The sequence below is a fragment of the Curtobacterium sp. VKM Ac-2884 genome, from assembly GCF_015350945.1.
Classification (GTDB): Bacteria; Actinomycetota; Actinomycetes; order Actinomycetales; family Microbacteriaceae; genus Curtobacterium.
This window is the reverse complement of sequence record NZ_JADKSA010000002.1, coordinates 458,411-482,377: the sequence shown is the minus strand read 5'-3', so window position 1 is coordinate 482,377 and position 23,967 is coordinate 458,411. Positions and strand designations below refer to the sequence as shown.

Here is a 23,967-nt window from a genome sequence, read left to right as displayed (position 1 = left end):
AGCCTAGCCGACGCGGGTCGCGTCGGTCAAACGCAGCCACTGCCGGACGGGAGGCCCGTGGCGGCCTGGCCACGGGCCTCCCGTCCGTCCGTGGGCCGCGCCCACCCCGCATGGTGAGCAGTAATGGTCGGGTCGCGCACGGCGAACCCGACCATTCCTGCTCACGAAGTGCCCCGTGGGGCGTGGGGACTACCCCGCGGCGGCCGCCTTGCGACGGCGGACGATCAGGACGCCGGCACCCGCGGCGAGCAGCAGGAACGCGACCAGCGCACCGGCACCGAGGCCCTCGGCACCCGTGAACGCGAGCTGCCCGTCAGCGGTGATCGTGATCGGGGTCCAGCCGATCAGGCTCCCGTCCGCGGCCGTCACCGCGAGGCGGTGTGCACCAGCGGGGGTGTCCGACGGGATCGTGACGCGCACCGTGCCGTCAGCGGCAACCGTCACGGTGCCGAGCAGCGTCGGCGTCGAGTACAGCCACACGTTCACGACGTCACCCGCGTACTGCGTGCCCACCGTGACCGTGATGGTCTCCCCCGCACGAGCCGACGACGGCGCCGAGACGCTCCCGCGGTTCGCGTCGGTCAGGCCGGTCTCCGACGGGGCCACCGGGCCGGTCGGAGCGGACGGCGACGGGGTCGGCGTCGGCGTGGGCGTCGGGGTCGGGGTCGTGCCGCCGTCACCCGGCGTCGGCGTCGGGGTCGGCACCGGGGTCGGGTCGGTGCCCGGGTCCGTGCCCGGGTCCGTCCCCGCAGCGTCGAGGTCGAAGCCGACCAGGATCGGGTCGTGGTCGCTCGCGCGGAACACGTCGTCGGTGTACAGGTCCGACGCGTTGTAGTTGTAGCGGCTGTACTCCAGGCCCACCGACTCGACCGAGTTGATGTTCCAGATGTCCACGCCCGTGACCGTCTCGGTGGCGGCCGGGGACGCGAACACGTGGTCGAGCGACCCGCTCAGGCCGGAGAACACGTACGAGTACTCGGTGGCGTCGAGCGCCGGGCCGAGGTCGGTGTAGCCGGCGTCGTCGAGGACGACCACCGGGTCCTCCTTGCTGTAGGCGTTGAAGTCGCCGAGCATGAACACCTTGTCGGTGCCGTACTGCGCCTGCATGTCGGTGGAGAAGGTCACGAGGGCCTCGGCCTGCCGGACCCGGTCGGCGTTCGAGGCGCCCTGGCCGTCGCCCTGGTCGGCGTTCTCGCCGGTGCCGGAGCCCTTCGACTTGAAGTGGTTCGCGATCACCAGGAAGTCGTCGTCGGCGGTGCCGCCGACGGGGCGGAACGCGTCCGCGACGGGCTGCCGGGCGTTGGTGAACGCGGCGTCGAGCAGGATCGTCGAGTCGCCAACGGGTTCGACGCGGTCCTGCTTGTAGATGAGCGCGAGGCGGATGACGTCCTCGCTCGCCGGCACGGTCGCGGGGGACTTCGCGAAGGCCCAGGTGTCCTCGCCGGTGGCGGCGTTGAGGGCGTCGACGAGCGTGGCGACCGCGGCGTCGCGGTCCTGGCCGAAGCGCGCCGAGTTCTCGATCTCCTCGAGCGAGACGACGTCCGCGCCGAGGCCGTTGATCGCCTTGACGATCTTGACCTGCTGGCGCAGGAAGTCCTCCTGCTCAGCAGCACCGCGGGCGTCGCAGCCGGAGTTCACCGTGACGGGATCGCCCGCGCGGTCGGTGTAGTACGAGCACCCGGTGAGCTGGTCACCCGTGGTCGGGAAGTAGTTCAGCACGTTGAACCCGGCGAGCTTCAGGTCGCCGCCGACGTCCTGCGGCTTCGCCTGACGCACGTTCGAGAACGACGCGGGCAGGTCCGCCGCCGGGGTCGCACCGGTGATCGGCGCGGTCGGCTGGAACTTCCACCCGCTGTTGCGGTAGTCGAGGACGACCGGACCCTCGAACGTGGCGGTCGCACCGACGGTGACCGGGCCCTGGGTCAGCCACGACACCGGGATGCCCTGGTTCGCCTTCGTCAGGAAGTTGGTGCTGGCACCGTCGTCGAGCGTGACCTTGCGCGCGGCGTTGGACGCCTCGACGGCCTTCGCTTCGGCGCTGCCGGGGCGACCGACCTCGGTCGGCTGGACGAGTCGGCCGGCGCCGCTGGCGAGCACGACCTCGCCGTACTGGTTCGTCGTGTAGTTGTCGGCGACCGTGAAGGAGCCCTGCGGGGCGATGAGCATGCTCTCGAGCGACTCGCGCTGCGCGTCCGACGACGGGAACGCGACCGCGGCGGGCTGCGGGGCGACGACGGTGTCGGTGAGCTTCTGGAACGACGCTGTGTTCGACACGGTGAGCTCGGTCAGGCCGAAGTACTCGGAGACCGCACCGGTGACCCGCACGTGGTCGCCCTCGGCCACCAGCCCGGCGGTCGCGGACGAGAAGACGAACACGGCGTCGGACGCCGTGTGGGTGCCGAAGTCGACCGCGCCGCCGGTCCCCGGGGTCTGGATCGTGTAGCCGTTGAAGCCGCCGGACGCGTAGACCGCGGTGACGACGCCGTCGGTGGTGACGGTCTTGCCGGCGTAGGGCGAGGTGTCCGTGGTGCCCTGCAGCTGCGCGATGGTGACGGCCTCGGCGGGGGCGCCGGGGTCTGTCGGCTCCGTCGGGTCGGTCGGGTCGGTGGGCTCGGTCGGGTCGGTCGGCGCAGCCGTCTCGCCCGCGGCGTTCCGCGGGGTCAGGGTCGTCGTCACCGAGAAGTCCGCGCCGTTGTCGTCGGTGTCCGTCGTGCCCTGGCGGACCAGGCCGTTCGGCACGGCGTTCGCGCCCTCGACGGTGCGCACGGTGCCCTCGAAGGTGTTCGAGGCGCCGTAGCCGAGCAGGTCGACGACACCAGCGGTGCCGGTCGTCACCGGTCCCGCGGCGAGCGCCACCGGTGTGGCGGCGTCGGACAGCACGAGCGTGCCCGTGGTGCCGGACGGGTTCAGCGAGGCGATGTCGTCCGCCGTCGGCAGGTCCGCTCCGACCGGGGTGGCGCCGCCGTTGCCGGCCATCGACACCAGGAACGTGCCCTCGGCCGGCACCGTCCCCTCGAGCGCGCTCGTCGAGAAGGCGCCGGTGCTCGTCGCCGAGCGGTACTGCAGCGACCAGCCGTCGAGCGACACCGGGGCGTCGGTCGGGTTGCCGATCTCGATGAACTTCTGGTTGTAGAAGGCGCCGTTGCTGCCGGCCTTCAGGTAGGCCTCCTCGATGACGAGGCCACTCCCCTCGGGGTTCGCGGTCGCTGCGGTGACGGTGACGAGCGGGGCCGCGAGGAGTGTCGCAGCAGCCGTGGCGCACAGCAGAGTGCGCCCGAGGAGGTTGGGCATGCCCGCACGCTACCGACCTGCGGAGTCGCTCAGGTTGCGTCGAGGTAAATGATTGCGTTCGGCAACATCAGGACCGGGCGTTCACTCCCGCCGTGCCCGCGTCTGCTCCGCCCGACCCGCGAGCTCCTCGTCGGCCGGGTACCCCACCTCGGTCAGGGTCAGCCCCTTCGCCGGCGCCGTCTTGAACGCGCTCGTCCGCGTCTCGGCGACGCGGAGCTCCTCGAGCCGTTCCGGCCCGAACCGCCCCTCGCCGACGGCGATGGTCGCCCCGACCATCGCGCGCACCATGGAGTGGCAGAACGCATCGGCCTGGAGGCGCGCCACCAGCACGCCGTCCGGCTCGCGGTCCCAGCGGAACTCCTGCAACGTCCGGATGGTCGTCGCGCCCTCGCGCGGCTTGCAGAACGTCGCGAAGTCGTGCAGCCCCAACAGCGTCAGCGCACCGCGCTCCATCGCTGCCGGGTCGAGGCTCGCCCCGTGCCAGACCGTGTACCCGCGCCGACGTGGATCGCGCGGGGCGTCGGCGTCCGCGATCCGGTACTCGTACCGTCGCCAGAGCGGCGAGAACCGGGCGTCGAACCCGTCCGGCGCGACCGACGCCCGGGTGACGACGACGTCGCCCTCCGGTGCCGCGATCCCGTTGACGCGTTTGACGAGCCCGTCCAGCGGCGAGCGCCCCGTGCCGCGCTTGGCGCTGAGCGCGTCCCACTGCTCGGCGGAGAGGTCGAGGTGTGCGACCTGCCCGGTGGCGTGCACGCCGGCGTCGGTGCGGCCGGCGACGGTGAGCAGTGGCGGCTCGCCCCACCGGGTGAAGACGGTGGCGAGGGCGGCCTCGAGCGCGCCCTGCACGGTCCGCAGTCCGGGCTGCCGGGCCCACCCGGAGAACGCGGCCCCGTCGTACGCGATGTCCAGCCGCAGTCGCACCGTTTCGCTCACGTGCCCACGGTAGCGATGTCAGCGCCACGTCAGTGCCGCGTGAGCGCCCCGCGGCACCATCGTCCTCGACATCGACGAAAGGATATTTCGATGACCACGACACCGCTCGCGGTGGAGGCCTCCGGCCTCGTGAAGACCTTCGGGACGAACCGCGCAGTGGACGGTGTCGACCTCCGTGTGGAGGCCGGCACGGTCTACGGCGTGCTCGGCCCCAACGGCGCCGGCAAGACCACCACCATCTCCATGCTCGCGACCCTGCTCAGGGCGGACGGCGGCGAGGCCCGGATCTTCGGGCACGACGTCCGACGTGAGGCGCAGACGGTCCGCACCCTGATCGGGGTGACGGGTCAGTACGCCAGTGTCGACGAGACGCTCAGCGCGACCGAGAACCTGGTGATCTTCGCGCGCTTGCTCGGGCTGTCCCGCGCGGACGCGAAGCGGAAGGCCGTGGAACTGCTCGAGCGCTTCGGGCTGACCGAGGCCGCGTCGCGCCCGCTCAAGGCCTTCTCCGGCGGCATGCGTCGCCGGCTCGACCTGGCTGCGAGCCTGATCGCGCAGCCGCCGCTGATCTTCCTCGACGAGCCGACCACGGGGCTCGACCCCCGGACCCGTGCGCAGATGTGGGACACCATCCGCGAGCTCGTGGCGACGGGCTCGACGGTGCTGCTGACGACGCAGTACCTGGACGAGGCGGACCAGCTCGCCGACCGCATCGCGGTCATCGACCACGGCAAGGTCGTCGCCGAGGGCACGAGCGACGAACTGAAGGCCTCGATCGGCAGTTCGTCGCTGCAGCTCCGCCTGACCGATGCGCTCCGGCTCGACGCCGCGCGCACGATCGTCCGGAACGCCCTCGGTGTCGACGCGGTGGCCAGCCCCGAGGGCTCGCGTCTCACCGCGCCGATGTCGGACCCCGACCGCGTGACGGACCTGCTGGTGTCGTTCCGCGAGGCCGGCATCACCCTCGCCGAGATGAGCGTGCAGAAGCCCACCCTCGACGAGGTCTTCCTGACGATCACCGGCGCACCGGCGACCACCGACGACGACGGCACCGACGACGACAACGACAGCACCGACCGCGAACTCGCAGGGAGCATCGCATGACCACCATCACCACCACCCCGGGCACCGCTGCGCCCCGGATCACCCCGCGTCCCGGCGTCGGTGCGACCGGGCTCGGCGCCACCGTCCGGCAGTCGCTCACGATGGCGTACCGCGGCCTGATCAAGGTCCGGCGCACCCCGGAGCAGCTGTTCGACGTCACCCTGATGCCGATCATCTTCACCGTGATGTTCACGTACATCTTCGGTGGTGCGATCGCGGGTGACGTCGCGAGCTACCTGCCGATCATCATCCCCGGCATCCTGGTGCAGACGAACATCACGTCGTCGATCGTCACGGGCGTGCAGCTGCGCGAGGACATGGACAAGGGCGTCTTCGACCGCTTCAAGTCCCTGCCCATCGCCCGGATCGCCCCGCTCGCGGGTGCGCTGCTCGCCGACACCGTCCGGTACGCGATCGCCACGACGATCACCTTCACGGTCGGCATCATCATGGGGCTGCGTCCGGCCGGCGGCTTCGGCGCGGTCGTCCTGGCCGGGTTGCTGGTCATCGTCGTCGCGTGGGCGATCAGCTGGATCTTCGCCTACTTCGGCGTCGTCGCGCGGACGGCGTCGAGCGTCTCCGGCATCTCCAACATGGTGCTGTTCCCGCTGACGTTCCTGTCGAACGCGTTCGTGCCGGCGGACACCCTGCCGGACTGGCTGCGCTGGTTCTCCGAGGTCAACCCGATCTCGCACCTGATCACGGCGGTCCGCGAGCTCGTGAACCACGGCACGGTGGGCGTCGACCTCTGGATCAGCCTGCTCGGCGCAGCGGTCGTGGTCGCGGTGTTCGCGCCGCTGACGGTCCGCGCGTACATGCGCAAGGCCTGACGGGCGCCGATCAGCGCACGCGGAACCGCAGCTCCTCGAGCAGGAGCCGCGCCTGCGAGACGGCCTCGGTCCGGTTCGATCCGGCCGAGGCCGTCTCCGCGTCCGCCAGTACCGTGGCACCGAGGGCCCCGGCCAGCACCGACCGCATCCGCGGGTGTGCGAGCACGCCGAAGTCCTGCCGCGAACCGAGTCGGGTCGCCAGCCCCCAACAGCGAGCGGCGTGCTCCGGCTGTCCGTCGCGGGCGGCGGCGAGCGCCAGCCCGAGCAGGGCGGTCCCGATCACGGGCAGGTCCAGCCACCACGGGTGGACGCGCAGCATCACGAGTGCACCGACGCGCAGGCGTCTCGCGACCGCCACGTCGTCGACCGGGAGGCCCGGCACGCCTCCGTCGGACCGGCGCACCACCGCCTCGTCCCGCGCCGCGATCCGCGCCGAGCCCGCCATGAGCGTCCAGTGCGGCGTCTGCTTCCGCAGGGGCAGCACGGAGTCCCAGGCGCGGGCGTACTCCGCCGCCGCGTCGTCGAGGGCTCCTTCCCAGCGCGCGCACTCCGCACCGATGGCCATCGCGAGCACGCCGATCTGCACCCGGTCCTCGTCGAACCCGCCGCGGGCCTCGACCGGCCGGTGCTGCAGGTCGTCGGCGACCTGCCGGGCACGCACGACGTCGCCGGTGCTCGCGGCGCAGAGCCCGACGGTCCAGCCGATCTCGTACAGGTCGTCGTCGGCCCCGAACCGTTCGAGTTGCTCGCGGGCGACCTCGGCGGACCGCAGGGCGTCGGCGTGCCGACCGGTCTGCGCCAGGAGCTGGGTCATGGTGACGGCGATCGACCCGGTCGTCCAGGCGTCGTCGCTCGACCGCGAGAGCGTCTCGGCACGGGTCGCGTACCGCAGGGCGACGGCGGACTCCCCGTCGTTCTCGGCGAGCGGCGCGCTGAGCATGTTCGCCAGGCAGGCGACTCCGGGCTCCGGGTCGTCGCGGTAGCGGGCGAGCAGGGCGTACCCGTCGGCCGGTCGCCCCAGGGTGAGGAGCAGCGCTGCCTGGGCGTCGAGCACCGCGAACCCGGTGGTGCCGTCGCGCATCACGCGGCGCAGGGTCGACACGGCCAGGGCTGCGGTGCGCTTGTCGCTGAACGCGGACGACCCGCCGGTGACGACGAGTCCGAGCACGGTCGCGGCACGGTCCTCGGCCGCCGGTCCGGTACGGCGCAGGACCGGGACGACCTCGGGGCCGAGTGCGACGACCTCACCGTGGGCACCGCGCAGCGACCAGTAGCCGCCGAGGGCCGCGAACAGGTGCGCGACCGCCGCGGTGTCGTCGGCAGCCAGGCTCCAGCGGAGCAGCGTGACGAGGTTGTCGGATTCGCGGGCGACCTCGCGGAACCGCTCGAGCTGTGCGGAACCCGTGATCGTGAGCAGGTTGCGCTCGGCCGCGAAGCCCCGGCCCCAGCCGATCATGGCCGCGCGGACGGCCTCGGTGGCGCCGCGGTCCCCCAGCCGGGCCGCACCGAACTCCCGCACGGTCTCGAGCAGCCGGTACCGCACGGGCTCACCCTCGTGCTCGACGAGCTGCACGAGCGACTGCTCCACGAGCTCGGCGAGGTCGTCGAGCGCGTCCACCCGGCGGTCCGGGGCCGCGACCGCCTCGACGGCGTCGACCGCGAGTCCGTCCGGGAAGAGGGCGAGACGCGTCAGCAGGTCCTGGGCCCCGTCGTCGAGCAGGCGCCAGCTCCACTCGATCACGGCGAGCAGGGTGCGGTGCCGCTCCGGGGCGCTCCGGTCACCGCCGCGCAGCAGCGCGAACCGGTCGTCCAACCGGCGCTCGATCTCGTCGGCGCTCATCCCCCGGATGCGTGCGGCCGCGAGCTCGATGGCCAGCGGTGACCCGTCGAGCCGCGTGCAGATCCGGCGCACGGTGTCCACCGGCAGCACGGCTCCGGGTCGCGCGGCCCGCGCCCGCTCGGTGAAGAGCCGGACGGCCGCCCCGTCGGCCTCGACGGGCAGGGGTGCGAGGGGGGCCACGACCTCGCCGGCGATGGCGAGCGGCGCGCGCGACGTCGTCAGGATCCGCAGGGCGGGCACGGTCGCGAGCAGGTCCGCGGCGAAGGCGGCGACCTCGGCCACCAGGTGCTCGCAGTTGTCCAGGACGAGCACGGTCGGCCCGTCGGCGAGCGCCCGCACGACCCGGGTGCGCAGGTCGGCCGCGACGGCGTCCCGGAGCGATCGGGTGGAGCGGAACTCGGCGATGCCGAGCAGCGCGCCGAGGGCCGGCACGATGTCGTCGGCCGTGGCGAGCGGCGCGAGTTCGACCACGACGACGCCCTGTGTCGGCGGCAGGCCGGCGGCGACCGCCTGCGCCAGGCGGGTCTTCCCCAGCCCACCCGCGCCGAGGATCGTGACCAGCCGTCCGGCGGATAGCAGGTCCGAGACGGCGGCGAGGTCGGCCTCCCTCCCGACCAACGTGTTCGGCGCAGCACGCAGGCCGACGCGGCGGACGCTGCCCGTTGCGGGGCCGGATCGGCGCAACAACTCGGCGTTGAGGCGGACCAGGTCGGCCGAGGGGTCGGCGCCGAGTTCGTCGGCGAGGCGGTCACGGTGCGCCGCGAAGGCGGCGATGGCCTCGCTCGTGCGGCCGGCTGCGGCGAGGGCGCGCATCGAACCGGCGACCGCGACCTCGTCGTAGGGGTTGGCGACGGCCTCTGCCGCCCAGAGTGCGGCGGCCTCGTCGGCGTCACCCTCGTCGAGCAGGGCGCCGCCGAGCGCGCGCCGGAGCGTCCGCCGGAGGGCTGCCGCACGGTCCGCGAGCGCCGCGCCCAGGTCGCCGTCGACGTCGGCGCCCGGGTCACCGCGCCAGAGGTCGAGGGCGGCACGGACCGCTGCCGGCGCCGTCTCGCCCACCGCACGCGCAGCACGGGCGAGGTCGACGTCCTCGGGGTCGCCGCCCAACGCGTACCCGGTGCTCGTCGACACCACGAGGCCGTCCGCCACGCTCCGGCGCAGTCGGGACACGAGCGTCTGCAGCGCCGCACGCGCACCCCGCGGCCGCGCGTCCGGCCAGAGGTCGTCGATCAGGGACTCGGTGGTCAGGGCGTGGCCGCGCGCGAGCACCAGCGCCGTCAGGAACGCCCGAGCGAGCGCTCCGGGCACGGGCGACTGCCGGCCGTCCGCACCGGTCACCGTGACCGGTCCGAGGACGTTGATTCGGGGCGGGACGGTCACGGTGCGAGTCTACGGAGCGCCGGTGTCACGGGGTCCTCGCGTCAGCCGCGCGGACGGTGGAACGCCGACGGCCCCGTGCGGGTGTCGAGGTTGTCCGTCGCACGACGCTCGGACTCCACGATGCCGCGGAGCGCCACGAGCGCGGACGCCGTCACCGCGACGTGTGAGGGGTTCTCGCGCGAGGCGTCGAGCGCCTGCTCGAGTCGCTCGATCGCTTTGTCGCCTTCGTCCTCGGGGCACTCCCCGCGGATCACACAGGCGAGTTGCCGGATCGCCTCGGTGAGCGGTTCGGTGAACGCCGGGTCCGGACGACCGAGGTTCGAGGACACCGGACCCGACCGGGCGACGAGCTCGGTGAGGTCCGTCGTGTACCAGGCGACCCGTTCGAGCGCCCGGAAGCGTGCCCCGTCCTGCTGGAGCCGGGCCCGTGACCCTCGGAGCGCCCCGCGGGGGTTGATCTTCCGGCTCTCGTGGGCGACGGACACCCGCGCGCGCACATCGGCGATCGCACGGTCGAGCTTGTCCTGCTGCCGGTTCCAGGCGTCCTCGTCGCGCTCCCCGCTCTCGAGTACCCGGGCGAGGCCTTCGAGGTGCTCGGCCAAGACGGCGTTCACCTCGTCGATCCGACGTTCGGCGTCCCAGAAGTGCAGCGGAGGGAACACCAGGAAGTTCACGAGCAGACCGACGACGACGCCGACGGCCATCTGCACCAGGTACCCGAACGAGTAGCCCTCGGCGTTCGCCCCGCCGACGAGCAGCACGAACAACGCCGCCGTCGAGACCCAGGTGCTGCCCTCGCCGAGCACCCGGAACCCGCCGACGAGCACCCCGATGCCGACCGCCAGGGCCACGGCGAGGATCCCCGGGTCGCCCACGATCATCGTGAAGCCCGCGACGGCGATGCCGAGCAGGATGCCGACGAGCGTCTGGATGCCGTTGCGCAGCCCCGCGTAGACCGTCGTCTGCATCGCGACGATCGCCCCGAGCGGTGCGTAGTACGGGTAGTCGGACGCGACCCCGGGCACGTGCCTGGCGATGAGCCAGGCCAGTGCCGCGGCGCCGGCGGCCTTGGCTGCGTGCAGCAGTCGCGGCTGTGTGCCGGACGTGCGGCTCCACCGCCACGCGCGGCGACCGACGCCCGCGATGTGTTGGAACTCCATGTGGTGACTCTCCCTGTCGGGCGGACACGCTACGGGGCACGCACTGGGAAGGCGACGGTCCTGCGTTCTCCGGACGTCAGGGTGCAGGGGGAGCGCTCCCGAACGCGACGAAGCCCCCGCGACCTGGGTCGCGGGGGCTTCGTCGTGGTGACGCGGGGTCCTACTTGGTGTCGTCGCTCTTCTCGGCGGCGTCGGCCTCGACCTCGGCGGCAGCCTCGGTCTCGGTCTCCGACTCGACCGGCGCGGACTCCTCGGTGGTCTCGGTCTCCTCGACCGGGGCCTCCTCGGTGGTCTCGTCGGCGGCCGGCTCCTCGACCGGAGCGGCGGCGGCCGGAGCCGCGGTGCGCTTCACCGGGGCGGGCGTGCCCGACACCGGCTCGAGGACGAGCTCGATCGACGCCAGCGGGGCGTTGTCGCCCTTGCGGAAGCCGAGCTTCGTGATGCGGGTGTAGCCGCCCTGACGGTCCTCGACCTGCGGGGCGATCTCCGTGAACAGCGTGTGCACGACGGACTTGTCGCGCAGGGTCGCGATGACCCGACGACGAGCGTGCAGGTCGCCGCGCTTCGCGAACGTGATGAGCCGCTCGGCGACCGGACGGAGGCGCTTGGCCTTCGTCTCGGTGGTCGTGATGCGACCGTGCGTGAAGAGGGCGTTGGCGAGGTTGCTCAGGAGCAGGCGCTCGTGAGCGGGACCGCCACCGAGGCGGGGGCCCTTGGTGGGCTTCGGCATGTCAGTTCTCCAGTGGTGAAAGTGGTGCGCGCGGTGTCAGCGCGCTTGCGCGTGAGCGCGAGATCAGTTGTTGGACTCGTCCTCGTCGTACCCGCTGTAGAAGTGGGCGCCGTCGAATCCGGGGACGGTGTCCTTGAGGGACAGGCCGAGCTCGGTGAGCTTGTCCTTGACCTCGTCCACCGACTTCTGACCGAAGTTGCGGATGTTCATGAGCTGCGTCTCCGACAGGGCGACGAGCTCGGACACCGTGTTGATGCCCTCGCGCTTCAGGCAGTTGTAGCTGCGGACCGACAGGTCGAGGTCCTCGATCGGGGTCTGCAGCTCGTTCGACAGGACAGCGTCGACCGGCGCAGGGCCGATCTCGATGCCCTCTGCGGCCGTGTTGAGCTCGCGAGCGAGCCCGAACAGCTCGACCAGCGTGCGACCGGCCGACGCGATGGCGTCGCGCGGCGTGATCGCCGGCTTCGACTCGACGTCGACGACCAGGCGGTCGAAGTCCGTGCGCTCACCGGCACGCGTCGCCTCGACGCGGTAGGTGACCTTGAGGACCGGCGAGTAGATCGAGTCGATCGGGATCTGACCGGCCTCGGAGAACTCGGAACGGTTCTGCGTGGCCGAGACGTAGCCGCGGCCGCGCTCGATCGTGAGCTCGAGCTCGAACCGCGCGGTGTCGTTCAGGGTCGCGATGACGAGGTCCGGGTTGTGGATCTCGACGCCGGCCGGAGCGGAGATGTCCGCTGCGGTGACCTGACCGGCACCCTGCTTGCGCAGGTACGCGGTGATCGGCTCGTCGTGCTCGCTGGAGACGACGAGGCTCTTGATGTTGAGGATGATCTCGGTGACGTCTTCCTTCACACCGGGAACGGTGCTGAATTCGTGGAGGACACCGTCGATGCGGATGCTGGTGACAGCCGCGCCGGGGATCGAGGAGAGGAGCGTGCGGCGCAGCGAGTTGCCGAGGGTGTAACCGAAGCCCGGCTCGAGCGGCTCGATGACGAAGCGCGAGCGGTGCTCGGAGATCGACTCCTCGGTCAGGGTGGGGCGCTGTGCAATGAGCACTGTGGGATTCCTTTCGGCGAAGTGTCCGCTATATGACACTTGGCGGTACGACGGGGCCGCGTGGGCCCCGACGGGTCTGTTGAGTTGTGATCACGCGCACCGATGTGCGCGATCGAACGACCAGGAATGGCCGCGGGCCCTGCCCGACCCCGTCAGGGGACGAGCAGGGCGCGGCCGGTTGCTCCTCGCGTCAGACGCGACGACGCTTCGGCGGGCGGCAACCGTTGTGCGCCTGCGGAGTGACGTCGTTGATCGAACCGACCTCGAGGCCAGCGGCCTGGAGCGAACGGATCGCGGTCTCGCGGCCCGAACCCGGACCCTTCACGAAGACGTCGACCTTCTTGACGCCGTGCTCCTGCGCCTGACGCGCAGCGGACTCGGCGGCGAGCTGCGCCGCGAACGGCGTCGACTTGCGCGAACCCTTGAAGCCCACGGCACCCGAGGACGCCCAGCTGAGGACGGCACCCGACGGGTCGGTGATGCTGACGATCGTGTTGTTGAACGTGCTCTTGATGTGGGCCTGGCCCACTGCGACGTTCTTCTTCTCCTTGCGGCGCGGCTTGCGCGCGGCAGTCTTGGGGGTAGCCATCGGGGTCTCCTATCGAGCCTTCTTCTTGCCTGCCACGGTGCGCTTCGGTCCCTTGCGGGTACGCGCGTTGGTCTTGGTGCGCTGACCGCGCACCGGGAGACCACGACGGTGGCGAAGACCCTCGTAGCTACCGATCTCGACCTTGCGACGGATGTCGGCTGCCACCTCGCGGCGGAGGTCACCCTCCACCTTGAAGTTGCCCTCGATGAAGTCACGGAGGGCGACGAGCTGGTCGTCGGTCAGGTCCTTGACGCGGATGTCACCGGAGATACCGGTCTCGGCGAGTGCCTGGACCGCGCGGGTACGGCCGACGCCGTAGATGTACGTGAGTGCGATCTCCACGCGCTTCTCGCGCGGGATGTCGACGCCTGCTAGACGTGCCATGTGATGGCTGCTCCTGTTGTCGATGGAGGTGTGGAGCAGTACCGGTGCCCGGGCCTCCGACCCGAGGTGTCCCCCGGTCGTCGTGCGACCGGGTTCTGGTACTGCGTTGTCGATCTTCAGTTGTGGGTCGTGCTCGAGCAGCCTGCTGTCCGAGGGACAGCGTCGGCGCCGGTCACGCGCCCGGGACTAGCCCTGGCGCTGCTTGTGACGCGGGTTGCTCTTGCAGATCACCATGACGCGGCCCTTGCGGCGGATCACTCGGCAGTGCTCGCACATGGGCTTGACGCTGGGGTTGACCTTCATTGTTCTTTCCTCGTGCTCGCTGGCTTCGTGCGCGGCAGGATTGCCGAGCCGTTCCTTTCCAGCTCGCGGATCACTTGTAGCGGTAGACGATCCGGCCGCGGGTCAGGTCGTACGGGCTCAGCTCCACGATCACGCGGTCCTCGGGGAGGATGCGGATGTAGTGCTGGCGCATCTTCCCGGAGATGTGCGCGAGGACCTTGTGTCCGTTCGTCAGCTCAACGCGGAACATCGCGTTGGGCAGAGCTTCGAGCACCGAGCCTTCGATCTCGATGACGCCGTCTTTCTTGGCCATAGCCTCACTGTCGCTTGGTTGTGGAACAGGTGTGATCCCCGAACCGGTCTGCGGGTCGGTCGCCACACCCGAGAGGGCATGACACACCAAAGATCGATCTTATGTGGTAAACCCGCAATTGCCAAGTGCAGGCACGGCACGCCCCCTCACCTGGGGCTTCCGGTGGCATGCCTGAGTGTTCCACAGTGGTTTGACGGCGCGCTCCGGGCCGAGGCCCCCGCCCGGACCGTAGCGTTGCTCCGCAGCCACGTCCGCCGCCGACGTACCTCGCGCGGACCACCGAACGGAGACCACGTGCCCGACGCCACACGACGCCCCTTCGCCACACACGGCAAGCAGGCCCGCCGTCGCGGTTGGACCACGCTCGTGGCCGTCGTGGCCTCGGCGCTGGCCGTCGTGCTCGTGAGCGGGACGAGCGTCGCCGCCATCGCCGGCGCCCAGCTGGCGACCGCGCCGCAGACCGTGCAGCTCAGCACCGACGACCAGAGCACCGCGAAGACCGCCGACATCACGGCGATCAAGGGCGGCGCGAACATCCTGCTCATCGGCAGCGACACCCGCGTCGGCCAGTTCGACTCGGACGAGGACGTCGAGGGCGCCCGCAACGACGTCACGATGCTCATCCACGTCTCGCAGGACCACCAGCAGCTCACCGCGGTCAGCTTCCCCCGCGACCTGATGGTCCCCATCCCGGCCTGCACCAACCCGGCGAGCGGCACGACGTACCCCGCGTCGACCTCGGCGATGTTCAACACGGCACTCGGCAACGGCGGCGTCTCGTGCGTGGTGGACACCGTCGAGAACCTCACCGGTCTGAGCATCCCGTACGCCGGCCTGATCACCTTCGACGGCGTGATCGAGATGTCGAACGCCCTGGGCGGCGTCGACGTCTGCGTCGCGGAGCCGATCGACGACACCTTCACCGGCCTGCACCTCACCGCCGGCTCGCACAACCTCGAGGGCTCCGACGCCCTCGCGTTCCTGCGCACCCGCCACGGCGTCGGCGACGGCAGCGACCTCGCTCGGATCAGCTCGCAGCAGGTGTTCCTGTCGGCGCTGCTCCGCAAGGTCACCTCCGACGGCACGCTGTCGAACCCCATCACCCTCTACAAGCTCGCCGGCGCCGCCCTGTCGAACATGACGCTGTCGGACGGGCTGGCCCAGACCCGCACCCTCGTCGGCCTCGCCTCGGCGCTGCGCGGCATGAGCACCGCCAACATGCTCTTCGTGCAGTACCCCGTCGCCGACGACCCCGACGACAGCGCGCGGGTGATCGTCGACCAGGAGACCGCCCACACGCTCAACGTGGCCCTGCAGAACGACGTGAAGTCCTCGCTGAGCGACTCGAGCACCGGGCGCGCGTCCGAGGAGTCGCCGACGGCCGGGGGCACCGCGACGACCGCACCGTCGACCGGTTCCACGCCGTCCGACACCTCGTCATCGCCCGCGTCGGGCGGCGCATCGTCGGGGACGTCGTCCGCACCGAGCTCGTCCGCCACGAGCACGGCGACGTCGACCCCGCTGCCCTCGTCCATCACCGGGCAGAGCGCCTCCGAGCAGACCTGCTCCGTCGGCAACTGACCGCGTCGCGAGACGCCGTCGTCCTGGCACGACGCCCCCGAACGCACGAGACGCCGCCGAATCCGACAGCGTCTCGGCGTCTTGCAGGCGTCTCCGCACGACGACGGCGTCTCGCCCGGCCTCGGACGTGGGACCGCCAGGCGCGCGCTGCGCGACGGAGCCGCGCCGAGCCTCCCGGTCGGGGTGCACGGCCGGCAGTGGCGTGTCGGACTGGAGGCCCGTCCTACGGGATCGGGACGGGCGTCACGCCCAGCGGGGCCAGGCCCGCAGCGCCGCCGTCGGGGGCTGTCAGGACCCACACGCCGTCGGCGTGCACCGCGACGCTGTGCTCCCAGTGCGCGGCGTCCTTGCCGTCCATCGTGCGGACGGTCCAGTCGTCGTCGTCCGTCGAGCTGTCGATCGTGCCCGCGGTGACCATCGGCTCGATGGCCACCACCAGGCCGGGCTTCACCGCCGGACCGGCACCGCGGACGCGGTAGTTGAAGACCGGCGGGTCCTCGTGCATGGAGCGACCGATGCCGTGCCCCGTGTAGTCCTCGACGATGCCCCAGGCGCCGGTCTCGTCGATGGCGTCCTCGACTGCGGCACCGACCTCGTGCAGGTTCTTCGCGTGCGCGAGCGCCGCGATGCCGTGCCAGAGCGATCGCTCCGTGGTGTCGCAGAGGGTCTGGCGCGCTGCGGACACCTCGGCGTCACCACCGGGGACGACCGTGGTGAACGCGCTGTCGCCGTTCCAGCCGTCGACCTCGGCACCGGCGTCCACCGACACGATGTCACCGGGAGCGAGTACGCGGTCACCGGGGATGCCGTGCACGATCTCGTCGTTCACGGACACGCACAGCGTGTGCCGGTAGCCCGGCACGAGCTGGAAGTTCGGGATCCCGCCGCCGTCGCGGATCTTCCGCTCGGCGATCGCGTCGAGCTCACCCGTCGTGATGCCGGGACGGATCGCCGCACGCACTGCGTCGAGCGCCTCAGCGGTCAGCAGCCCGGGGCGCACCATGGCGCGGAGCTCGTCCGGCGTCTTGTAGATCGAGGGCTTGCGGAAACGGACCACGCCGGGTCAGACTCCCGCGGTCAGCCCGCGAGCCGACAGCGCGGCCTGGATGCGGTCGCCGACCTCGTCGATCGCGCCGAGGCCGTCGACGTCGAGCACGAGGCCGCGTTCGCCGTAGGCACCGACGATCGGAGCGGTCTGCTCGGTGTAGACCTGCTGGCGACGACGGATCGTCTCCTCGTTGTCGTCGCTGCGGCCCTGCTGCTCGGCGCGCTTGAGCAGCCGGCCGACGAGCTCGTCCTGGTCGGCGACGAGCTGCACGACCGCGTCGATGCCGGTGCCCTGCTCAGCGAGCAGCGCGTCGAGGTACTCGACCTGTCCGACCGTGCGCGGGTACCCGTCGAGCAGGAACCCCTCGGCAGCGTCCGCCTCGTTCAGGCGGGACTTCACGAGCTCGTTCGTCAGGGAGTCCGGCACGTAGTCGCCGGCGTCTATGATCGCCTTGGCCTGCACACCGAGCGGCGTGCCCTCTGCGACGTTCTTGCGGAAGATGTCGCCCGTCGAGACCGCCGGGATCCCGAAGGACTCGGCGATCCGTCCGGCCTGGGTGCCCTTCCCCGCTCCGGGGGGTCCGACGATGATGAGACGTGCGCTCAACGGAGAAGCCCTTCGTAGTGACGCTGCTGCAGCTGCGAGTCGATCTGCTTCACGGTCTCGAGACCGACACCCACGATGATCAGGATGCTCGCGCCACCGAACGGGAAGTTCTGGTTCGCGCCGAACAGCGCCAGTGCTGCCAGCGGGATGAGCGCGATGAAACCGAGGTAGAGCGAGCCGGGCAGCGTCACCCGGGTGAGGACGTAGTCGAGGTACTCGGCGGTCGGGCGACCGGCACGGATGCCGGGGATGAACCCGCCGTACTTCTTCATGTTGTCGGCGACCTCTTCGGGGTTGAAGGTGATCGCCACGTAGAAGTACGTGAACCCGACGATGAGCAGGAAGTACAGCACCATGTAGAACAGGTTGTCGCCGGAGACGAGGTTGTTCTCGATCCAGGTGACCCACGCTGCGGGCTCGGAGCCGTCCGAGGGCTTGTTGAACTGCGCGACCAGGGCCGGCAGGTACAGCAGCGACGACGCGAAGATGACGGGCACGACGCCGGCCATGTTCACCTTGATCGGGATGTAGGTGTTGTTGCCGCCGTACGTGCGCCGGCCGACCATGCGCTTGGCGTACTGGACCGGGATCCGCCGCTGTGACTGCTCGACGAACACGACGGCCATCATGATGACCAGTCCGACCAGGATGACGAACAGGAAGAGCTCGAACGACTGCGACTGCTCGATGGCCCAGAGCGCCGACGGGAACTGCGCCGCGATCGACGTGAAGATGAGGAGGGACATGCCGTTGCCGATGCCGCGCTCGGTGACGAGCTCGCCCATCCACATGATGAGGCCGGTACCGGCGGTCAGGGTGACGACCATGAGCATGATCGCGTACCAGCTGTCGTTCGAGATGATCGACGAGCAGGAGGACGACGCGTTCGTGCCGAAGAGGGCACCCGAGCGGGCGACCGTGATCAAGGTGGTGGACTGCAGCACGCCCAGCGCGATCGTGAGGTAGCGCGTGTACTGCGTCAGCTTCGCCTGACCGGACTGGCCCTCCTTGTAGAGGGAGTCGAAGTGCGGGATGACCACGCGCAGGAGCTGCACGATGATCGACGACGTGATGTACGGCATGATCCCGAGCGCGAAGACCGAGAGCTTCAGCAGCGCGCCGCCGGAGAACAGGTTGATCAGGTCGTAGAGACCGCCGGACGACGATGCGCTGGCGAGACAGCTCTGCACGGCCGCGTAGTCGACGAACGGTGCCGGGATGTACGACCCGAGGCGGAACAGCGCGATGATCGCGAGGGTGAAGCCGATCTTCTTGCGAAGATCAGGGGTGCGCATGATGCGCGCGACCGCTCTGAACACGAGGACTCCGAACTTCTGGGACCGGGGCCGTCGATCGCGGCCGTTCCGGTGTCGGTCGGCAGGGCCGACCAGGCTGGCGGATGCCGGCCACTGTCAAGGAAACCGTAACGGCGGCCCGTGCGCAAACGCACGGGCCGCCGACGGGGGTTACTGGGAGACGGTGCCGCCAGCAGCCACGATCTTCTCGGCGGCGGACGCCGAGACCTTGTCGACCGTGACCGTGATCTTCACGGTGATGTCACCCTGACCGAGAACCTTGACCTTCTCGTTCTTGCGGACGGCGCCCTTGGCGACCAGGCCCGCAACGGTGACGTCGCCACCATCGGGGTAGAGCTCCGAGATCTTGTCCAGGTTCACGACCTGGTACTCGACCCGGAACGGGTTCTTGAACCCGCGGAGCTTCGGGGTGCGCATGTGCAGCGGCATCTGCCCACCCTCGAAGCCGACCCGGACCTGGTAACGGGCCTTCGTGCCCTTGGTACCACGCCCAGCGGTCTTGCCCTTCGAGCCCTCACCGCGACCCACACGGGTGCGGTCCTTCTTGGCGCCCTCTGCGGGGCGGAGGTGGTGCAGCTTCAGCACCTGCACGCGCTCGTTCTTCTCGTCGCTCATGCGTCGACCTCCTCGACCTTCACGAGGTGCGCCACCGTTGCGATGTACCCGCGGTTCTGGGCGTTGTCCTCACGCTCGACCGTACGGCCGATGCGCTTGAGACCCAGGCTGCGGAGCGTGTCGCGCTGGTACTGCTTCTCGCTGATAACGGACTTGATCTGCGTGATCTTCAGCGTCGCCATCACGCACCTGCCTTCTCGGTCGCGGCACGCAGTGCTGCAGCCTCGGCCTGGAGCAGACGAGCCGGGACGACCCGCTCGACGTCGAGGCCACGACGGCTCGCGACGGCGCGGGGCTCCTCGAGCTGCTTCAGAGCCTCGACGGTCGCGTGCACGATGTTGATGGTGTTCGACGAACCGAGCGACTTGCTCAGGACGTCGTGGATGCCGGCGCACTCGAGCACGGCGCGGACGGGACCACCGGCGATGACACCGGTACCCGGGCCGGCCGGACGCAGGAGGACGACGCCAGCAGCGGCTTCACCCTGCACGGGGTGCGGGATGGTGTTGCCGACGCGGGGGACGCGGAAGAAGTTCTTCTTCGCCTCTTCGACACCCTTGGAGATCGCCGTGGGGACCTCCTTGGCCTTGCCGTAGCCGACGCCCACGAGGCCGTTGCCGTCACCCACGACGACGAGCGCCGTGAAGCTGAAGCGACGACCACCCTTGACGACCTTCGACACGCGGTTGATGGTCACCACGCGCTCGAGGAACTGGCTGTCGCCACCGCGGTTGTTGCGGTCGCGGCCCTGCTGACGGTCACGACCGCCACCACGACGGCCACGGTTGTCGGCCGAGTCGCGGTTGTTCGATGCGGAACCGGCAGCGGTCTCGACGGGACGCTCGGCGACGGCAGGTGCCTCCGCCTCCTTGCCCTTCGCGGCGGTGTCGGTGCCCTCAGCGGCTGCCTCGGTACCCTCAGCAGTTGCCTCGGTGCCCTCAGCGGGCGCCTCGGTGACCTCGGGGGCCTCCGTGCTCGCCTCGGTGGTCTCGACGGCGTCCGTGGCCTCGACGGCCTCGGTCTTGGCGTCTTCGTTGGTGTTCGCGTTGTCGCTCACAGGTTCAGCCCTCCTTCACGGGCACCATCGGCGATCGCGGCGACGCGACCGGCGTACTTGCTGCCACCGCGGTCGAAGACCACGGCCTCGACGCCAGCCGACTTCGCGCGCTCGGCGAGGAGCTCACCGACGCGACGGGCCTTGGCGGTCTTGTCGCCGTCGAACGAGCGGAGGTCTGCCTCCATCGTCGAGGCGCTTGCGAGGGTGTGACCCTTCGCGTCGTCGATGACCTGCACGAACACGTGACGCGACGAGCGGGTGACGGCGAGACGGGGACGAGCCTCGGTGCCGGTGATCTTCTTGCGGAGACGGTTGTGACGACGCGCCTTGGCGGCCGCCTTGCTCTTGCCTCGTGTCTTGAGGAGTCCCATGATCACTTACCTGACTTTCCGGCCTTGCGGCGCACGTTCTCGCCGGCGTAACGGACACCCTTGCCCTTGTACGGCTCGGGCTTCCGGAGCTTCCGGATGTTCGCCGCCACTTCGCCGACTGCCTGCTTGTCGATGCCGGCGACCGTGACCTTGTTGTTGCCCTCGACCGCGAAGCTGATGCCCGCGGGCGGCTCGACCGTGATCGAGTGGGAGTACCCGAGCGCGAACTCGAGGTTCGAGCCCTTCGCCTGCACTCGGTAACCGGTGCCGACGACCTCGAGGCCCTTGGTGTAGCCCTGGGTCACGCCGATGATGTTGTTGGCGATGAGGGTACGGGTCAGGCCGTGGAGCGAACGCGACTCGCGCTCGTCGTCCGGACGGGTGACGAGAACCTGGTTCTCCTCGACCTTGGCCTGGATGGGCTCCGCGATGACGAGCGCGAGCTCGCCCTTCGGGCCCTTGACCGCCACGCTCTGACCGTCAACGGAGACGGTCACGCCGGCGGGGATGTCGATGGGAAGACGTCCGATTCGTGACATTGTCGATCACCACACGTAGGCGAGGACTTCCCCACCCACGCCCTTCTGCTCGGCTTCGCGGTCGGTCAGCAGCCCGGACGAGGTCGAGAGGATCGCCACGCCGAGGCCACCGAGGACCTGGGGGATCTCCGTCGACTTCGCGTAGACCCGGAGGCCCGGCTTCGACACGCGCTTGATGCCGGCGATCGAACGCTCGCGCTCGGGGCCGTACTTCAGGTCGATGGTGAGGGTCTGCCCGACTCGGGCGTCCTCCACCTTCCACTCGCTGATGTAGCCCTCACGCTTGAGGATGTCGGCGATGTTCTTCTTGAGCTTGGAGCTCGGGAGCGCGACGGCGTCGTGGTGCGCGGAGTTCGCGTTCCGCAATCTGGTCAGCATGTCTGCGACCGGATCGGTCATCGTCATGATGTTCGTCCATTTCTCGCCTGGTTTCGACACCCGTTCCACGAATGCCGACCTGAGCGATCGAGTGATCCCGGGGCGGTTCCCCAGGATCGGTGTGTTCGTGCGTGCGGGCCGGAGGACGTGAATCCTCCGGCCCGCACCGCCCGAAGTAGTTTAGACCGTCTGCTCGTTGGAGCGGAACGGGAAGCCGAGCTGACGGAGCAGCGCGCGTCCCTCGTCGTCCGTCTTCGCGGTGGTGACGACAGTGATGTCGAAGCCGCGGACACGGTCGATGCGGTCCTGGTCGATCTCGTGGAACACGGACTGCTCCGAGAGACCGAACGTGTAGTTGCCGTTCCCGTCGAACTGCTTGTCGCTGAGACCGCGGAAGTCGCGGATGCGGGGCAGTGCGAGGGAGATCAGGCGGTCGAGGAACTCCCAGGCGCGGTCACCACGGAGGGTGACGTGCGCACCGATCGCCTGACCCTCGCGCAGCTTGAACTGCGCGATGGACTTGCGAGCGATGTTGACCTGGGGCTTCTGACCCGTGATCGCCGTGAGGTCCTTGATGGCCCCCTCGATGATCTTCGAGTCGCGAGCGGCCTCGCCGACACCGGTGTTCACGACGACCTTGACCAGGCCGGGGACCTGGTTGACGTTCGCGTAGCCGAACTGCTCGGTGAGCGTGGCCTTGATCTCGTCCTTGTACTTCTGCTTGAGGCGCGGCTGGACCTTGGGGGCCTCAGTCGTTGCAGTCGTGTCAGTCATCAGAGCGTCTCACCTGACTTCTTGGCGTAGCGGACGCGGACGGTCTTCTTGACCCCGCCCTTCTCCACCTCTTCGGTACGGAAGCCGACGCGGGTCGGCTTCTTCGTCTTCGGGTCGACGAGAGCGACGTTCGACACGTGGATCGAGGCTTCGTGCTTCTCGATGCCACCCGTCTTCGAGCCGCGCTGCGTCTGGCCGACGCGGACGTGCTTCGTGACGAAGTTCACGCCCTCGACGACGACCCGCTGCTTGTCCTTGAGGACCTCGATGACCTTGCCCTGCTTGCCACGGTCGCCGCCACGCTCCTGCGTCGCGCCCGTGATGACCTGGACGAGGTCACCCTTCTTGATGTTCGCCATGGCTTACAGCACCTCCGGCGCGAGCGAGATGATCTTCATGAACTTCTTGTCACGGAGCTCGCGACCGACCGGACCGAAGATGCGCGTGCCGCGCGGGTCGCCGTCGGCCTTGAGGATCACTGCCGCGTTCTCGTCGAACTTGATGTAGGAGCCGTCCTGACGACGGGTCTCCTTCTTGGTGCGAACGATGACCGCCTTGACGACGTCACCCTTCTTCACGTTGCCGCCGGGGATGGCGTCCTTCACCGTGGCGACGATGACGTCACCGAGACCGGCGTAGCGACGACCCGAACCACCGAGCACGCGGATGGTCAAGATCTCCTTGGCACCCGTGTTGTCGGCGATCTTCAGGCGGGATTCCTGCTGAATCACTGCTGTCTCCTATTCCGAAGCAGGCCGAGGCCTACTTGGCCTTCTCGAGGATCTCGACCAGGCGCCAGCGCTTGGAAGCGCTGAGGGGACGGGTCTCGCTGATCACGACGAGGTCGCCGACACCAGCGGTGCCGAGCTCGTCGTGGGCCTTCACCTTGGACGTGCGACGGATGATCTTGCCGTAGAGCGCGTGCTTCACGCGGTCCTCGACCTCGACCACGATGGTCTTGTCCATCTTGTCGCTGGTCACGTAGCCGCGACGCGTCTTGCGGTAGCCGCGAGTGAGGGCGGCGGAGGTCTTCTCTTCGTTCGCCATTACTTCTCCTCGGCGGTCTCGGCCTCGGTCGACTCAGCCGGCTTGTCAGCCTTCTTCGTCGTCTTCTTGGCCTTGGTGGCGGTCTCGACGGGCGCGGGAGTGGCACGGATGCCGAGCTCGCGCTCGCGGAGGACGGTGTAGATGCGAGCGATGTCGCGCTTGACGGCACGGAGACGACCGTGGCTCTCCAGCTGGCCGGTGGCCGACTGGAAGCGGAGGTTGAAGAGTTCCTCCTTGGCCTTCTTCAGCTCGTCAGCGAGACGCTCGTTCTCGAACGTGTCGAGCTCCGTCGGACGGAGCTCCTTGGAACCGATCGCCATTATGCGTCGCCCTCCTCGCGCTTGATGATGCGTGCCTTGAGGGGCAGCTTGTGGATTGCACGGGTCAGCGCCTCACGGGCGATGTCCTCGGTGACGCCGGAGAGCTCGAAGAGCACACGACCCGGCTTGACGTTGGCGACCCACCACTCGGGCGAGCCCTTACCGGAACCCATGCGGGTCTCAGCCGGCTTCTTCGTGAGCGGACGGTCCGGGTAGATGTTGATCCAGACCTTGCCGCCACGCTTGATGTGACGCGTCATGGCGATACGAGCGGACTCGATCTGACGGTTGGTCACGTACGCCGGGGTGAGGGCCTGGATGCCGTAGTCGCCGAAGCTGACCTTGGTACCACCGGTTGCCTGACCCGAACGCTTCGGGTGGTGCTGCTTACGGTGCTTGACTCGACGGGGAATAAGCATG

General features: G+C 69.8%; 28 protein-coding genes. 3 read left to right on the top strand and 25 right to left on the bottom strand.

Features of this window, described 5'->3' with window-relative positions; all coding sequences use genetic code 11:
• Window positions 1-189: 189 nt before the first annotated feature.
• Window positions 190-3,291, bottom strand: coding sequence for an ExeM/NucH family extracellular endonuclease (locus ITJ60_RS06800; RefSeq protein ID WP_228509881.1), 3,102 nt, complete (start codon window positions 3,289-3,291; stop codon window positions 190-192).
• A gap of 81 nt (window positions 3,292-3,372) precedes the next feature.
• Complete coding sequence (gene truA / locus ITJ60_RS06795; RefSeq protein WP_307860863.1) at window positions 3,373-4,227, bottom strand: tRNA pseudouridine(38-40) synthase TruA; 855 nt, start codon at window positions 4,225-4,227, stop codon at window positions 3,373-3,375.
• A 90-nt stretch (window positions 4,228-4,317) separates the two neighbouring features.
• Here truA and ITJ60_RS06790 point away from each other — a divergent pair, with 90 nt between their 5' ends.
• Together ITJ60_RS06790 and ITJ60_RS06785 are read left to right on the top strand one after the other, a co-directional pair.
• Window positions 4,318-5,331 (top strand): ATP-binding cassette domain-containing protein, encoded by a 1,014-nt coding sequence (locus ITJ60_RS06790; RefSeq protein WP_194647378.1) that lies wholly within the window; start codon window positions 4,318-4,320, stop codon window positions 5,329-5,331.
• The gene (locus ITJ60_RS06785; protein ID WP_194647377.1) at window positions 5,328-6,161 is read left to right on the top strand and encodes an ABC transporter permease; all 834 of its coding nucleotides are present in this window, start codon (window positions 5,328-5,330) and stop codon (window positions 6,159-6,161) included. The genes ITJ60_RS06790 and ITJ60_RS06785 overlap by 4 nt, the downstream gene beginning before the upstream one ends.
• A 10-nt stretch (window positions 6,162-6,171) precedes the next feature.
• Here the strand turns inward: ITJ60_RS06785 and ITJ60_RS06780 are convergent, their stop codons facing one another.
• The 8 genes from ITJ60_RS06780 to infA all read right to left on the bottom strand — a co-directional run bounded on the left by ITJ60_RS06780 (window position 6,172) and on the right by infA (window position 13,895).
• Entirely contained in the window at window positions 6,172-9,378 is a 3,207-nt protein-coding gene (locus ITJ60_RS06780) for a BTAD domain-containing putative transcriptional regulator (RefSeq protein WP_194647376.1), read from the bottom strand.
• 41 nt (window positions 9,379-9,419) lie between these two features.
• A complete protein-coding gene (locus ITJ60_RS06775) occupies window positions 9,420-10,538 on the bottom strand; it encodes an FUSC family protein (RefSeq protein WP_194647375.1) in 1,119 nt (372 codons plus the stop codon).
• 160 nt (window positions 10,539-10,698) lie between these two features.
• Window positions 10,699-11,268: a 50S ribosomal protein L17 gene (rplQ, locus tag ITJ60_RS06770; RefSeq protein ID WP_131845954.1), complete on the bottom strand. Its 570-nt coding sequence runs from the start codon at window positions 11,266-11,268 to the stop codon at window positions 10,699-10,701.
• Between the two features lie 63 nt (window positions 11,269-11,331).
• Window positions 11,332-12,327: a DNA-directed RNA polymerase subunit alpha gene (locus tag ITJ60_RS06765; RefSeq protein WP_066656999.1), complete on the bottom strand. Its 996-nt coding sequence runs from the start codon at window positions 12,325-12,327 to the stop codon at window positions 11,332-11,334.
• A 190-nt stretch (window positions 12,328-12,517) separates the two neighbouring features.
• On the bottom strand, window positions 12,518-12,916 hold the full coding sequence (rpsK, locus tag ITJ60_RS06760; RefSeq protein WP_017885507.1) for a 30S ribosomal protein S11: 399 nt from the start codon (window positions 12,914-12,916) through the stop codon (window positions 12,518-12,520).
• A 9-nt stretch (window positions 12,917-12,925) separates the two neighbouring features.
• Window positions 12,926-13,300 carry a 30S ribosomal protein S13 gene (gene rpsM, locus ITJ60_RS06755; RefSeq protein WP_058728274.1) on the bottom strand — a complete coding sequence of 125 codons (375 nt, stop codon included), beginning with the start codon at window positions 13,298-13,300 and terminating at the stop codon, window positions 12,926-12,928.
• A gap of 186 nt (window positions 13,301-13,486) precedes the next feature.
• Window positions 13,487-13,603, bottom strand: a complete 117-nt coding sequence (gene rpmJ / locus ITJ60_RS06750) for a 50S ribosomal protein L36 (protein WP_071276701.1) — start codon at window positions 13,601-13,603, stop codon at window positions 13,487-13,489.
• 70 nt (window positions 13,604-13,673) lie between these two features.
• Window positions 13,674-13,895, bottom strand: coding sequence for a translation initiation factor IF-1 (infA, locus tag ITJ60_RS06745; RefSeq protein ID WP_017885509.1), 222 nt, complete (start codon window positions 13,893-13,895; stop codon window positions 13,674-13,676).
• Window positions 13,896-14,189: 294 nt separating this feature from the next.
• On the opposite strand from infA, the gene ITJ60_RS06740 reads away from it, so the two are divergent.
• Complete coding sequence (locus tag ITJ60_RS06740) at window positions 14,190-15,476, top strand: LCP family protein (protein WP_194647374.1); 1,287 nt, start codon at window positions 14,190-14,192, stop codon at window positions 15,474-15,476.
• Window positions 15,477-15,699: 223 nt separating this feature from the next.
• Here the strand turns inward: ITJ60_RS06740 and map are convergent, their stop codons facing one another.
• From map to rplP, 15 genes are all read right to left on the bottom strand, one after another.
• Window positions 15,700-16,533: a type I methionyl aminopeptidase gene (map, locus tag ITJ60_RS06735; protein WP_194647373.1), complete on the bottom strand. Its 834-nt coding sequence runs from the start codon at window positions 16,531-16,533 to the stop codon at window positions 15,700-15,702.
• 6 nt (window positions 16,534-16,539) lie between these two features.
• The gene (locus tag ITJ60_RS06730) at window positions 16,540-17,130 is read right to left on the bottom strand and encodes an adenylate kinase (protein ID WP_194647372.1); all 591 of its coding nucleotides are present in this window, start codon (window positions 17,128-17,130) and stop codon (window positions 16,540-16,542) included.
• On the bottom strand, window positions 17,127-18,449 hold the full coding sequence (gene secY / locus ITJ60_RS06725) for a preprotein translocase subunit SecY (RefSeq protein WP_111083457.1): 1,323 nt from the start codon (window positions 18,447-18,449) through the stop codon (window positions 17,127-17,129). Before secY ends, ITJ60_RS06730 begins: the two co-directional genes overlap by 4 nt.
• 147 nt (window positions 18,450-18,596) lie before the next feature.
• Window positions 18,597-19,061 (bottom strand): 50S ribosomal protein L15, encoded by a 465-nt coding sequence (gene rplO, locus ITJ60_RS06720; RefSeq protein ID WP_027466723.1) that lies wholly within the window; start codon window positions 19,059-19,061, stop codon window positions 18,597-18,599.
• A complete protein-coding gene (gene rpmD / locus ITJ60_RS06715) occupies window positions 19,058-19,243 on the bottom strand; it encodes a 50S ribosomal protein L30 (RefSeq protein WP_173168934.1) in 186 nt (61 codons plus the stop codon). Before rpmD ends, rplO begins: the two co-directional genes overlap by 4 nt.
• On the bottom strand, window positions 19,243-20,118 hold the full coding sequence (gene rpsE, locus ITJ60_RS06710; protein ID WP_194647371.1) for a 30S ribosomal protein S5: 876 nt from the start codon (window positions 20,116-20,118) through the stop codon (window positions 19,243-19,245). The genes rpmD and rpsE overlap by 1 nt, the downstream gene beginning before the upstream one ends.
• The gene (gene rplR, locus ITJ60_RS06705) at window positions 20,115-20,489 is read right to left on the bottom strand and encodes a 50S ribosomal protein L18 (RefSeq protein WP_031259041.1); all 375 of its coding nucleotides are present in this window, start codon (window positions 20,487-20,489) and stop codon (window positions 20,115-20,117) included. Before rplR ends, rpsE begins: the two co-directional genes overlap by 4 nt.
• A gap of 2 nt (window positions 20,490-20,491) precedes the next feature.
• A complete protein-coding gene (gene rplF / locus ITJ60_RS06700) occupies window positions 20,492-21,028 on the bottom strand; it encodes a 50S ribosomal protein L6 (protein WP_111083459.1) in 537 nt (178 codons plus the stop codon).
• Between the two features lie 6 nt (window positions 21,029-21,034).
• Complete coding sequence (gene rpsH, locus ITJ60_RS06695) at window positions 21,035-21,433, bottom strand: 30S ribosomal protein S8 (protein WP_017885519.1); 399 nt, start codon at window positions 21,431-21,433, stop codon at window positions 21,035-21,037.
• Window positions 21,434-21,586: 153 nt separating this feature from the next.
• Window positions 21,587-22,180, bottom strand: coding sequence for a 50S ribosomal protein L5 (rplE, locus tag ITJ60_RS06690; protein WP_194647370.1), 594 nt, complete (start codon window positions 22,178-22,180; stop codon window positions 21,587-21,589).
• Complete coding sequence (gene rplX / locus ITJ60_RS06685) at window positions 22,180-22,539, bottom strand: 50S ribosomal protein L24 (RefSeq protein WP_111083461.1); 360 nt, start codon at window positions 22,537-22,539, stop codon at window positions 22,180-22,182. Before rplX ends, rplE begins: the two co-directional genes overlap by 1 nt.
• A 3-nt stretch (window positions 22,540-22,542) precedes the next feature.
• Window positions 22,543-22,911, bottom strand: a complete 369-nt coding sequence (gene rplN, locus ITJ60_RS06680) for a 50S ribosomal protein L14 (RefSeq protein ID WP_111083462.1) — start codon at window positions 22,909-22,911, stop codon at window positions 22,543-22,545.
• Window positions 22,912-22,942: 31 nt separating this feature from the next.
• Complete coding sequence (gene rpsQ, locus ITJ60_RS06675) at window positions 22,943-23,227, bottom strand: 30S ribosomal protein S17 (RefSeq protein WP_111083463.1); 285 nt, start codon at window positions 23,225-23,227, stop codon at window positions 22,943-22,945.
• Window positions 23,227-23,547 (bottom strand): 50S ribosomal protein L29, encoded by a 321-nt coding sequence (gene rpmC / locus ITJ60_RS06670; RefSeq protein ID WP_111083464.1) that lies wholly within the window; start codon window positions 23,545-23,547, stop codon window positions 23,227-23,229. The genes rpsQ and rpmC overlap by 1 nt, the downstream gene beginning before the upstream one ends.
• Entirely contained in the window at window positions 23,547-23,966 is a 420-nt protein-coding gene (gene rplP / locus ITJ60_RS06665) for a 50S ribosomal protein L16 (RefSeq protein WP_111083465.1), read from the bottom strand. The genes rpmC and rplP overlap by 1 nt, the downstream gene beginning before the upstream one ends.
• Window position 23,967 lies beyond the last annotated feature (1 nt).